Source organism: Janthinobacterium sp. BHSEK, assembly GCF_056174685.1.
Window position 1 is genome coordinate 48,132 of the sequence record NZ_JBWBYV010000093.1, and the last position, 12,204, is coordinate 60,335.

Below are 12,204 nucleotides of genomic sequence, written 5' to 3' on the forward strand. Positions count from 1 at the left end.
TTCTTAAGGTAAAACATGATGAAAAAACTCGCGCTGGCGATGTTGCTGTGCTGCGCCGCCGCCAGCCAGGCGGCGCCGGAACCCGATGCGTTCTTCCGCGCCGTGTCCGTCAACAACGCCAGCGGCGTGCGCAGCATGCTGATTGAGGGCATGAATCCGAACCAGCCTGACGCGCAGCGCGGCGATATTCCCCTCGTGCTGGCCTTGCGCGACGATGCGGACCGGGTTTTCCAGGTGCTGCTCGACGCGCCGGGCATCGACATCGAGGCCCGTTCGGCCAACGGCAACACGGCGTTGATGATGGCCGCCTACAAGCACAAGCTGGACGCGGTGAACGCCTTGCTGGCCAAGGGTGCCAAGGTCAACCAGAGCGGCTGGACGGCGCTCCATTATGCGGCCTCGGCCGGCGACCTGCCCATCATGAAGATTTTTCTGGACCGCGACGCCGTCGTCGATGCGCGCGCGCCCGCCAACGTCACGCCGCTGATGTTTGCCGCCCGCGAAGGACAGGAGGGCGCCGTCAAGCTGCTGCTGTCCTGGGGCGCGGACGCCAGCCTGAAGAGCGACCATGGCTGGACGGCCGCACAGTTCGCCCAGGCGGGCGACAAGCCGGGTGTGGTGGCCATCATCGAAGCGGCACAGAAGGCGCGCGCAGCGCGCAAGTGATCGTTCTAGTAATATTTTCCATGCCAGCGCTGAAACTGGCATGGAATTGCCTCTCACCTCAGCCCTTTGTTCTCCCTGGCGATTAACGATAATGATCGTGTCGCATTAATCAGGAGATTGTTCGCATGGGCCATCCCACCACCGTCAGGCGCCGGCTGTATTGTCGCCGCCCCGCGCGCAGCCCGTGCGATATCACTGCTTTCTGGAATGACAAAACCGATCGGCCATCGGAGCCAGACTCCAAGAGGACAGACATGCTGAATGAACGAGAAATCGAGAGTTGTTACCTGGGGCAATTTATCCCCGTCCATTACCATCACAATATGTTGATGGACCAGAACCGCATGCACGGGTTCAAGTCGGCGATCGATTATGCGGTGAAACCCGGGATGAAGGTGCTGGAGCTGGGCGGCGGCACGGGCGTGCTGTCGTGGTTCGCGGCCGCGCGCGCCGACAAGGTCTGGTGCGTGGAGTTCAATCCGGACATGGTCAAGGAAGCGCGCAAGATGCTGGCGCTCAACCCGAACGGTGAAAAGGTGGAAGTCGTCCACGCGGACGCCTTTGAATATCTGCCGCCCGAGCCTGTCGACGTGGTCATCTGCGAAATGATCCATGTAGGCATGCTGCGCGAAAAGCAGGTGGAAGTGATCGAGTCGTTCAAGCGCCGCTACCTGGCCCGCTTCGGCGGCCCGCTGCCGATCTTCCTGCCCGAGGCCGTCATCATGGCCGTGCAGCCGATGCAGCAGGAATACGATTTCGAGGGTTTTTACGCGCCCATCGTGCAATTTCAGGAAACCACGGCCATCCATCCGGGCGTGCTGGAACTGGCGCCGCCGTCCGTCTACAGCATCATCGACTTCAGCCAGCCGACGGATAGCGTGTTCGGCTTCGACGGCAAGTTCGTCGTCGAGCGCAGCGGCACCCTGAACGCCTTGCGTTTCGTCACCAAGAACATCCTGGCCGTGGTGCCCGAGCGCTCGACCACCATCGACTGGCTGAATCACTACATGTGCCTGCCGCTGGCCGCGCCGCTGGCCGTGAAGGCGGGCGACGTGCTGCAGGTGAGCTTCCAGTACCGCGCGGGCGGTTCGATTCCTTCGCTGGAAACGTCGGTCCGCGCGCAGGTGATCTATGACGTGAATCTGCAGCCAGTCACGCAGAACCCCGTCTACGCCTGACCAGCTGACCAACCCTGCTGCGCGTCGCGATTTGCGGCCTGCGATGCTCACCGTACTAAAGTACGGTTGCGCTTCTTAGCCACAACTCACTGCCGCTCGCGACGGTTTTGTCAGCCGTTCGAAACCAAATTTGGGCAACGCCGCAGCGATTTCATCCTGCGGCGTTTGTCCATTCAGGGTATATTCCGTCTTTTACCACTGGACAGCTTTATTATCATGGAACAGATCGATCAGCGTTACCTCGTGCAACAGAATAAAATCAGCGACGGCGAGACCAAGCCGCCCGTGTTTGCCAAGGTAATGCGCAGCAAGGAAGGCGTGTTTGAAGGCGTGTCCTTCATCAAGTCGAAGGACAAGGCTTCCATCCTGACCATCGAAGAGGCCAACCAGGCCATCAAATGGGCCGCCAGCAAGAAGCCGAACGCGCACGAATACATCACGAAAGTGATTTGCGTCGGCCAATAAGCCTCCGTTCATTCCCGTTTTTGCACCGTTCATCCCCGCATTGTGCCGTTCATCGCATGGCCGTTGCCGCCGCGGCGGCGCTTGATTACAGTGCCGTCACGGTAGCGGGGCAAGCACGGCTTGCTCCGCACATTTCATTCTAGGGGGAAACGCGATGCTGGGATTCGTGCTGTGGCTGCTGCTCTTGCTGGTGTGCTGGCCCCTGGCCTTGCTGGCCCTCGTGCTGTATCCGCTGGCCTGGCTGCTGTTGCTGCCGTTCCGTTTGATCGGCATCGGCGTGGAAGGCGTGTTCGAATTGCTGCGCGCCATCGTCATGCTGCCGGCCCGCGTGCTGGGCGGCGGGCGGCACTGAACTGGATTTCCCATAAAAAAATGGCGCCGTCGGCGCCATTTTTTTATGCATGTACCGTTTACACCGCTTACAGGTCGACCATGAAACCGGCGCCGATCGATTTCTGCGAATAGTTATAGTCGATCAGGCTCTGGCCATAGCCGGAGAACAGCTGCAGATAGCCTTTCAGGTTGGCCTTCAATGGGAAAGCCCAGCTTGCCTGCATGGAGCCATGCTTCTTGCTGAAATTGCGGCGCGCCGTGACGGCGTATTCATGGCCCTTGTTGCGGTAGCTTACGCGCAAGTCGCCATGCCCCATGTAATCGGTGATGTCGATATTGTCATTGTCGGTCTTGCCATTGTCGAGGCGGTGCCAGATGCGCGTCGTGACGGCCAGGTTGTCTTTTTCCATGCCCAGCTCGGCATACACGCGGTTCCAGCTGCGCGACAGGGTCGACGTCTGGCCATTCGACTGGTGCACCAGGCCCAGGTTCAGGTAGTTGAATTCCACGCCCGCGAAATTCTTGTTGATCGGCAAGATCAGCATCAGCTCCGGCTGGTAATTGGTCTCGCGGAAGGGGCTCGAAGCCTTGCGGTTATACGCCTGCCAGAAACTTTGCTGCGTATAGCCGAACCACATGTCGATGGGCGTGCCGGCGATGTCTTCCAGCAGCTTCATCTTGAAACTCAGCTGGAACGTCAATTCCACGTGCTGGCTCTTGATGCCGCCCGGCGTGAAATCCTGGAACGGTTCGTCGTTCGAGGCGTCGCTGTAGTTGGCCAGCAGCAAATAAGTGTCGCGGTGCGGGCGGAAGTTGAACAGGCCCCGCTTCGAGGCATCGTTGAGTTCCCACGATTGCTGGGTGCGCGAAATCGGTGCTTCCGGCGGCGCCGCGCCAGCCTGCGCGATGGCGGGGATGGCGGCGTTGACGGCGTCCGGCGTGGCCACGCCCGGCGGGCTGACGGGCGTGATGGGGGCGACCTCGGCGGCCGCTGCCAGGGTGACGGCAGCCGTGGCAGGGTCACCGCCGGCGGCGATGGTGGCTTTTTCCGCCGCCTTGGCCAGAGTGTCGAAGCAGCCCAGGCGGGCGCTGGCGTCACCAAGCACGGCGCAACGCTGCATTTGCTGTTCCAGTTCGCCGGCCATGGCCAGCGCCGGCGACGCCAGCAGGGAGGAGAGGATTATTTTTCTTAGTTGGATGGTCATAGGCTGAGTGGGGCATGTCATTCGGTGCGCACCTGGGCTGCATGCCGGCGGCGTCGCCTTGCACGATAAATCACCGTGCGTCTTGATCCTGATTAATCTTTGTTGGATTAATAGTTTTGAAAGTATAGCGGAATACCTCGATTGCCCCGTGCGCCAGCCGTGCGCGGGGGTAACAGTGTTGTACGCATGGTAAAAACCGGTCACCCGAGCCGCGCAAATCGATGTCTGCTACACTGGAAAACCGGCGCAAACACAGTCGTGCCGGGCTAGCCATGGAGATTGTGATGACCCGCAAAACACCTATCGAGCGCTACCGCAACATCGGCATCAGCGCCCATATCGACGCCGGCAAGACCACCACCACCGAGCGCATCCTGTTTTATACGGGGGTCAATCACAAGATCGGCGAAGTACACAATGGCGCCGCCACCATGGACTGGATGGAGCAGGAGCAGGAACGGGGCATCACCATCACCTCGGCCGCCACCACGGCGTTCTGGAAAGGCATGGCCGGCAACTTCCCCGAACACCGCATCAACATCATCGACACGCCCGGCCACGTGGATTTCACGATCGAGGTGGAGCGCTCGATGCGCGTGCTCGACGGCGCCGTGATGGTCTACGATGCCGTCGGCGGCGTGCAGCCGCAATCGGAAACCGTCTGGCGGCAAGCCAATAAATACCACGTGCCGCGCATCGCCTTCATCAACAAGATGGACCGGGTGGGCGCGGATTTCCTGCGCGTGCGCAAGCAGATCGGCGAGCGCCTGAAAGGCGTGGCCGTGCCCATCCAGCTGCCCATCGGCGCCGAAGAGCATTTCACGGGTGTCATCGACCTGCTGAAGATGCGCGCCATCACCTGGGACGACGCCAGCCAGGGCGTGCAGTTCAGCTATGGCGAGATTCCCGCCGAGCTGCTGGCGCAGGCGCAGGAATGGCACGAGCACCTGGTCGAACACGCGGCCGAGGCCACCACCGAGATGACGGAACGCTACCTGAATGGCGACACGTTCACCGAAGCGGAGCTCAAGCAGGCCTTGCGCGCGCGCACCATCCGCAACGAAATCGTGCCCATGCTGTGCGGCAGCGCCTTTAAAAACAAGGGCGTGCAGGCGATGCTGGACGCCGTCATCGAATACCTGCCGTCGCCGCTGGAAGTGCCGCCCATCATGGGCCACGACGAGCACGACAACGAAGTGGAGCGCCATCCGGCCGACGACGAGCATTTCTCCGCGCTGGCCTTCAAGATCATGACGGACCCGTTCGTGGGACAACTGACTTTCTTCCGCGTGTATTCCGGCGTGGTCAATTCGGGCGACATGGTCTACAACCCCACCAAGAGCGCGCGCGAGCGCTTGGGGCGCATTTTGCAGATGCATGCGAACGAGCGCAAGGAAATCAAGGAAGTGTATGCGGGCGACATCGCCGCCGCCGTGGGCCTGAAGGCCGTCACCACGGGCGACACCCTGTGCGCCATCGACCACGTCATCGTGCTGGAAAAGATGATCTTCCCGGAACCCGTGATTTCCCAGGCGGTCGAACCGAAGACCAAGCCGGACCAGGAAAAGATGGGCATCGCCCTGAACCGCCTGGCGCAGGAAGATCCGTCGTTCAGGGTGCATACGGACGAGGAATCGGGCCAGACCATCATGTCGGGCATGGGAGAATTGCATCTGGAAATCCTGGTCGATCGCATGCGGCGCGAATTCGGCGTGGAAGCGAACGTGGGCAAGCCCCAGGTGGCGTACCGCGAAACCATCACGCGCACGGTGGAAGACGTCGAGGGCAAGTTCGTCAAGCAGTCGGGCGGACGGGGTCAGTACGGCCACGTGGTGCTGAAACTCGAACCGCTGGAGCCGGGCACGGGCTACCAGTTCGTCGACGCCATCAAGGGCGGCGTGGTGCCGCGCGAATTCATCCCCGCCGTCGACAAGGGCATCATCGAAACCCTGAAGGCGGGCGTGCTGGCCGGCTATCCGGTCGTCGACGTCAAGGCGACATTGACGTTCGGCTCCTACCACGACGTCGATTCCAACGAAAACGCGTTCCGCATGGCCGGCTCCATCGCCTTCAAGGATGGCATGCGCAAGGCGTCGCCCGTGCTGCTGGAACCGATGATGCAGGTGGAGGCGGAAACGCCGGAAGAATTCATGGGCAACGTCATGGGCGATTTGACGGCCCGGCGCGGCATGGTGCAGGGTGTCGACGACATTCCCGGCGGCGCGGGGCGCATCGTCAAGGCGCTGGTGCCGCTGGCCGAGATGTTCGGCTATTCCACCACCCTGCGCTCATTGACCCAGGGCAGGGCCACGTACACGATGGAATTCAAGCATTATGCGGCCGTGCCCAAGCACATATTGGACCAGGTGGCGGCGGCCGGTAAAGCCAGGTAGGTCGGATTAGCGGGGCAACGCCCCGCGTAATCCGACACCACCAACGGCCGTGCCAACAATGTTGTCGGCTTACGCGCGTTGCGCTAAGCCGACCTACGCATCAATTCAGAAGATTCTGCGCAATGATGGCATCGGCCATTTTCTCCGCCTCGCCCACGGGCTGCTCCAACACCTTGGTCGTGTAGACGGTGGACGCCACCATCGGCTGGTCCAGGGTCGCCCCTTCGCCATGGCTGGTGTCGACCGACACCGTCGTCGACAGGCCGATGCGCAGCGGGTGGGCGGCCAGTTCCTTCGGATCGAGCGTGATGCGCACGGGCACGCGTTGCACCACCTTGATCCAGTTGCCCGTGGCATTTTGCGCCGGGAGCAGGGAAAACGCGCTGCCCGTGCCGGCCGACATGCCCAGCACCTTGCCGTGGTAGACCACCTTGCTGCCGTACAAATCCGTTTCGATGGCGGCCGCCTGTCCCACGCGGATATTGCGCAATTCCGATTCCTTGAAGTTCGCATCGACCCATAACTGGTCCAGCGGCACGATGGACATCAGGGGCGTGCCCGGCGTCACGTGCGAGCCCAGCTGCACGCTGCGCTTGGCGACATAGCCCGAGACGGGGGCGACCACGGCGTTGCGGCGCACGGCCAGCCACGCCTGCAGCACGTCGCCCCTGGCCGCCAGCACGGCCGGATGGCTGGCCAGGTTGACGCCGGCCACGCCCGATTTGGCGGACTCGGCCTGGCGCTGCGCCACCGTCAAGGCCGCTTTGGCGTCGTCGACGGCCTGTTTCGCATGAACAAGGTCTTCGCCCGAGATCGTGTGGTCCAGCGCCAAGGGTGCGCGGCGGGCCAGGTTGCCCTGCGCCGTGGCCAGGGCCAGGCGGCGCTGTTCGATGACGGCGTCGTACTGCGCCACGCTGGCATAGCGCTCACGCTCCTGGCGCACGATGTTGCCCAGGCGCGCCTCGGCCTGGCTCAGGGCCAGGTCCGCATCGATGGCGTTCAGCGTGATCAGCGGTGCGCCCGCTTTCACCATCTGCGTCTCGTCGGCGCGGATGGCGTCGACATTGCCCGTCACTTGCGCGGACAGGGTGACGAGGTTGCCGCCCACGTAGGCGTTGTCCGTGACTTCTTCCTTGGCCAGCACTAATTGATAATAGGCTGCCCAGGCGGCGCCCGCCACGAGAAAGGCGGCCGTGATGGCGATCAGGACGGCCTTGCGCTTGCCCGGCTGTTCGGTGGAGGTGGTGGTGGCTGTGGTTTCGCTGCTCATGATGTGTTCCGTAATCGATCGTTATTGTTTAGTCGTCGTGGCGGCAAAGTCGCTGCTGCCCCGGTAGCCGCCGCCCAGTGCCACGGTCAGGCTGATTTCCGCGTCCTGGCGCTGGTTTTGCAGCTGCATGCCCAGGTCGACCTGGCCGCGCACGGTCATTTCCGCATTCAGCTGGGTGGCGCGGTCGGCTAGTCCCTGTTTTAGACGGGCATTCGCGTTGCGCAGCTGCGCTTCGCTGGCGCGCAGGTTGTCCTGCTGCAGGCGCAGCTGGTTTTCCACGCCTTGCACCCTGGCGCCCGCCTGCGCCACGTCGCGCACGACATTGAAGACGTTCTGGTTGTAGTCGGCGATCAGCTCGTTGCGTTCGCTGCGCGCGCCGGCAAGCTGCGCCTGCAGGCGGCCGCTGTCGAACAGGGGCAAGGACAAGGCGGGGCCGACGAACAGGGTGCGGCTGCCGGACTCGAGCAGCTTGCCCAGTTCGATGGCATCGAGGCCGAACGAGGCTCCCAGGTCGATATCGGGGTAGAACGACGCCTGCGCCGCCTCGATCTTGCTCATGGCCGCCTGTACCCGCCAACGCGCCGCCTGCAAGTCGGGCCGGCGCGCCAGCAATTCCATGCCCAGCTTGCCGGGCAGCGCATGCGGCAGCGCCTGGGCCTGCCTCGGCTGCAGGCTGGCCAGTGCCGAGCTGTCGCCGCCGAGCAGGGCGCGCAAGGCTTCCCGTTCCGTGACGACCTGCGTTTCCAGCAGGGCGATCTGCTGCTGAAGCAGGCTCAGCCGCGTTTGCGCGGACAGATGGTCGTCGCTGACGCCGAGGCCGTTGGCGATGCGCTTTTCCTTGTCCAGCACCAGTTGCTGCTGCAGGGCCACCAGCGCATGCAGGTTGTCCATGCGGGCCCAGCCGTTTTGCATGCTGAAGTAGTGGCGTGCGATCTCGGCCGCCAGCATCTGCTCCGCCATCGCGTACTCGGCACGGCGCGCGTTGACTTCGCCCAGGCTGGCCGCGATCTGCGCCTTGTGCTTGCCCCACCAGTCCAGGTCGTAATGGGCTTGCACGCCCACCGTGATTTCATTGTAGTAATTGCCGCCGATGGGGGCGGGCATCAGGCCGTTGCCCGAATAGCGCTGGCGGCTGGCGTTCGCGCCCAGGTCGACCCTGGGGCCGCGCTCCGCATGTTGCGCGTCGAACGCGGACAGGGCCGAGCCGATGCGGGCATTCGCCACCGCCAGGTTCGGGCTGGCGGACAGCGCCTGGTCGATCAGCTGGTCCAGCTGATCGTCCTGGAACTGGCGCCACCACTGGGCGGCGGGCCAGCCTTCGCTGGCCAGGTGGATGTCGGCCGCCAATTGCATGGTGGCCAGGTCTTGCTGCGGCAGCTGTTGCGTGTCGGGCGGGATGCTGGCGCAGCCGGTCAGGGATAAACTGAGCGCCAGGACGCTGAGGGAGAGTTTCATCGGTGTGTGCATGAGGGTTATTCCATGGCCGCGTGGTCGACCACGACGGGCGCATTTTTCTTCGGTGGTTTAATCAGGAGCAAAAGCGGCAGCACGAGGATGGTCAGCCACATCATCAGCCAGAAGTCGTCGAGGTAGGCGATCATCGACGCCTGCCGCGTGATTTCGCCATTCAGCGCCGCCATGCCCGTGCTCGTGCCCAGGTCGAACACCTGGGTGATGCCGGGGTCATGCAGGGCCGGATTGGCGATAGTGATGTGTTCCGTCAGGGACGCATGGGCGATCTGCGTATTGCGCACCAACAAGGTTTGCACGAGGGCGATGCCGATGCTGCTGCCGATATTGCGCACCAGGCTGTAGATGGCCGTGCCTTCCGCCCGCATCTGCGGCGACAGGGTGGCGAACGTGGCCGCGCTCAGGGGCACGAAGACGAGGCCCAGGCCGATGCCCTGGATGATGCCATTCCACACGACCGTCTTCGGCACGAGGTCCAAGGTGAAATTGGCCATTTGCCACAGCGAAAACGCGGTAATCGAAAAGCCCACGCCCAGCAGGATGCGCGTATCGATCTTGCCCGTCAGCCTGCCGACGATCAGCATGGCCAGCATCGTGCCCAGCCCGCTGGGCGCCGTCACCAGGCCGGCAATGGCCGCCGGGTAATTCATCAAGCCTTGCAGCATCGACGGCGTCAGCGCGCGGGTGGCGAACAGCACCATGCCGACGATGAAGATGAACAGCAAGCCGCTCACATAGTTCGAATTCTTCAGCAGGCGGTAATCGAGGAAGGACTTGCCGGCCGGGCGCAGGGCCGTGTGGGCGATGAAATAACACAGGCTCATGGCCAGCACGATGGCTTCGAGCCACGTTTCCGTAGAGGAAAACCAGTCGTTCTGCTCGCCCCGGTCCAGCAGCATCTGCAGCGCGCCGATGGATAGGCTCAAGGTGGCAAAGCCGAACATGTCAAAGTGCATGCGGCGGTTGGGCGGGTCCTTGCGGATGTAGCGCCAGATGCCATAGAAGGCCATGGCGCCGATGGGGATGTTGATGAAGAAGACCCAGCGCCAGCTGTAGCTGTCCGTCAGCCAGCCGCCCAGTGTCGGTCCCAGGATGGGGCCGATCATCACGCCCATGCCCCAGATGGCCATGGCCGAGCCGTGCTTTTCGCGCGGATTAATATCGAGCAAGACCGCCTGCGACAGCGGCACCAGGGCCGCGCCGAACACGCCTTGCAGCAAGCGGGCGGCGACGATCTCGGACAGGGTGCCGGACAGGCCGCACAGCACGGAGGCGAGCGTGAAGCCGGCAACCGACACGAGAAAGGTGTTTTTTTGGCCGAAACGGTCGCACAGCCAGCCCGTCAGGGGCGTGGCGATGGCGGCGGCGACGATGAAGGAGGTCAGCACCCAGGTGATCTGGTCTTGCGAGGCGGAAAGGCTGCCCTGCATGTGGGGCAGGGCGACGTTGGCGATGGTGCCGTCGAGCGCCTGGATGATGGTGGCGAGCATGATCGATATCGTGATCATGCGCCGGTTCAGGGTGGGGTCCTGTGAAGCGGGCAGCGCCGGCGTGGCACTGGCTGTGGCCGAACTCATGCGGATTTCTCCGTCGCAGCCTGTAGCGCTTCCAGCAACTCGGTGGCGGCCCGCAGTTGATCGGGATCTATGCCCTGCAGCAGTTCCTTGCGGAAGCCGTCCGCTTCCTTGCGCACGGTGTCATAGACCAGCATGCCGGCCTCGGTCAGCACGACGAGTTTCACGCGGCGGTCCGTTTCCGACGGCTGGCGCTGCACGAAGCCCGATTTCACGAGCCGGTCCAGCATCGATACCATGGTGGGGTTTTCCACGCCCAGCTGATGGGCCAATTCGCTTTGCGAGGGCGGCCGCGGCGATTTGGCGATCATGGCGATGCACATCCAGCTCGCTTGTCCCAGGTCCAGGTCCTTCAGGCGCCGGTCGATGGCATGGCGCCAGCCGCGCGCCGTCTTGTGGAGCGCGGCGGAAAAGCGCTCTTCGATAGAAATCATAAGGTGAGTCGTCTAATAGTTAGGTGTCTAACTAATATTCTAGCATGCTGGTTTGACAGGCGTACAGGCCTTTCCGTTTGTCGGCGCCGCTGGTACATTAACAGTCAGCCCACCACCATCAGGAGACAGCATGACGACGGAAAAACAGAAGCAGGACGGACAGCACCGCGACAGCAGCGACTTTGTCATCACGCAAACCTTCGACGCGCCGCGCGAGCTGGTGTTCCAGTCGTGGGTGGAGCCCGAGCGCCTGGCACAATGGTGGGGCCCCGTCGGCTTCGAATTGAGCGTGCTGGCGCTGGACTTGCGGCCGGGCGGCGTCTTCCACTACGGCATGCGCGCCGACAACGGCTACGAGATGTGGGGCAAGTTTACTTATCAGGCCATCGAAGCGCCGGAAAGGATCGTCTCGATTTTGTCATTCGCCGACAAGCAGGGCAATGCCGTGCAGCACCCGGTCAGCGCGACCTGGCCATTGGAATCGTTCAATGTCATGACCCTCACGGAAGAAAACGGCAAGACGACGATGACCTTGCGGTCGACGCCGCACAAGGCCACCGATGAGCAGCATGAGACTTTCCTGGAAGGGCATGAGTCGATGACGCAGGGGTTCAAGGCTACTTTTGCACAGCTGGCACAGTACCTGGCGCGTGTTCAGTGAGGGTATTGTTTTGAACGGCGGGCCAGAGCCGCGGGCCTGAGAAAATGGCCATGGCTGCGTTGCTTGGGCTCGCCGTACATGCGTACTGTCTTCGCCCGCGCGCCTTGCCCTGGCCATTTTTCAGGCCCGCTGGGCCCGGGGAGCCTTGGTTTGAGGCGGGGGCGTGTTCTTGCTGTCGTTGGCAGTTTGCGTTTGAGTAACGTCTTTTTTCGACCTATTGTGTTGAAAATGTCGAGCGGCAACCATTTCGGGATGTCTCAGACCTCCAAGCAGTCGGTGATCGTTCAATAGCTGCAGTTCTGGCCAGTCTAGGCTGGTAGAATTTCTATCTCAACGTCAACGTACCCGCGTTTTTCAACACAATAGACCTGAAGCAACTATTGCTGATCATACGGATATTGTTGGCCTTACTTCATCATGTTTTTTACAGAAATGAAGAAGTGAAGTGCGGTTGATAGCGTCAATATATCTTCTTCTTCAATTCCGGCTGGATCAAAATGCATGACGTCATTCCTAATCAGACGAACCTCGTCAAGTGTGTCAATAAATACTTTT

At 62.2% G+C, this 12,204-nt stretch carries 11 protein-coding genes; 6 read left to right on the top strand and 5 right to left on the bottom strand.

The genetic code is table 11. From position 1 onward, the window contains the following. Positions 1-15 precede the first annotated feature (15 nt). From AC0V2Y_RS25680 to AC0V2Y_RS25695, 4 genes are all read left to right on the top strand, one after another. A complete protein-coding gene (locus tag AC0V2Y_RS25680) occupies positions 16-666 on the top strand; it encodes an ankyrin repeat domain-containing protein (RefSeq protein ID WP_475414372.1) in 651 nt (216 codons plus the stop codon). A gap of 254 nt (positions 667-920) precedes the next feature. Then, positions 921-1,844: a class I SAM-dependent methyltransferase gene (locus AC0V2Y_RS25685; protein WP_475414373.1), complete on the top strand. Its 924-nt coding sequence runs from the start codon at positions 921-923 to the stop codon at positions 1,842-1,844. A 216-nt stretch (positions 1,845-2,060) separates the two neighbouring features. Next, positions 2,061-2,309 carry a hypothetical protein gene (locus AC0V2Y_RS25690; RefSeq protein WP_070218342.1) on the top strand — a complete coding sequence of 83 codons (249 nt, stop codon included), beginning with the start codon at positions 2,061-2,063 and terminating at the stop codon, positions 2,307-2,309. A 154-nt stretch (positions 2,310-2,463) separates the two neighbouring features. Then, positions 2,464-2,661 (top strand): hypothetical protein, encoded by a 198-nt coding sequence (locus AC0V2Y_RS25695; protein WP_070218341.1) that lies wholly within the window; start codon positions 2,464-2,466, stop codon positions 2,659-2,661. Between the two features lie 67 nt (positions 2,662-2,728). Here the strand turns inward: AC0V2Y_RS25695 and AC0V2Y_RS25700 are convergent, their stop codons facing one another. Then, a complete protein-coding gene (locus tag AC0V2Y_RS25700) occupies positions 2,729-3,847 on the bottom strand; it encodes a phospholipase A (RefSeq protein WP_475414374.1) in 1,119 nt (372 codons plus the stop codon). A 284-nt stretch (positions 3,848-4,131) separates the two neighbouring features. Between AC0V2Y_RS25700 and fusA the strand changes: the two genes are divergently transcribed. Further along, the gene (gene fusA, locus AC0V2Y_RS25705; RefSeq protein ID WP_475414375.1) at positions 4,132-6,240 is read left to right on the top strand and encodes an elongation factor G; all 2,109 of its coding nucleotides are present in this window, start codon (positions 4,132-4,134) and stop codon (positions 6,238-6,240) included. A gap of 100 nt (positions 6,241-6,340) precedes the next feature. Here the strand turns inward: fusA and AC0V2Y_RS25710 are convergent, their stop codons facing one another. From AC0V2Y_RS25710 to AC0V2Y_RS25725, 4 genes are read right to left on the bottom strand one after another with little or no spacing between them, the layout of a single operon-like run. Then, entirely contained in the window at positions 6,341-7,510 is a 1,170-nt protein-coding gene (locus AC0V2Y_RS25710; RefSeq protein ID WP_475414376.1) for an EmrA/EmrK family multidrug efflux transporter periplasmic adaptor subunit, read from the bottom strand. Between the two features lie 21 nt (positions 7,511-7,531). After that, positions 7,532-8,965, bottom strand: a complete 1,434-nt coding sequence (locus AC0V2Y_RS25715; protein WP_475414377.1) for an efflux transporter outer membrane subunit — start codon at positions 8,963-8,965, stop codon at positions 7,532-7,534. A gap of 17 nt (positions 8,966-8,982) precedes the next feature. Further along, positions 8,983-10,557 (bottom strand): DHA2 family efflux MFS transporter permease subunit, encoded by a 1,575-nt coding sequence (locus AC0V2Y_RS25720; RefSeq protein ID WP_475414378.1) that lies wholly within the window; start codon positions 10,555-10,557, stop codon positions 8,983-8,985. Further along, positions 10,554-10,988 carry a MarR family winged helix-turn-helix transcriptional regulator gene (locus AC0V2Y_RS25725; RefSeq protein WP_475414379.1) on the bottom strand — a complete coding sequence of 145 codons (435 nt, stop codon included), beginning with the start codon at positions 10,986-10,988 and terminating at the stop codon, positions 10,554-10,556. Before AC0V2Y_RS25725 ends, AC0V2Y_RS25720 begins: the two co-directional genes overlap by 4 nt. Positions 10,989-11,118: 130 nt before the next feature. Between AC0V2Y_RS25725 and AC0V2Y_RS25730 the strand changes: the two genes are divergently transcribed. Next, positions 11,119-11,649, top strand: a complete 531-nt coding sequence (locus tag AC0V2Y_RS25730) for an SRPBCC family protein (protein WP_475414380.1) — start codon at positions 11,119-11,121, stop codon at positions 11,647-11,649. Positions 11,650-12,204: the final 555 nt, after the last annotated feature.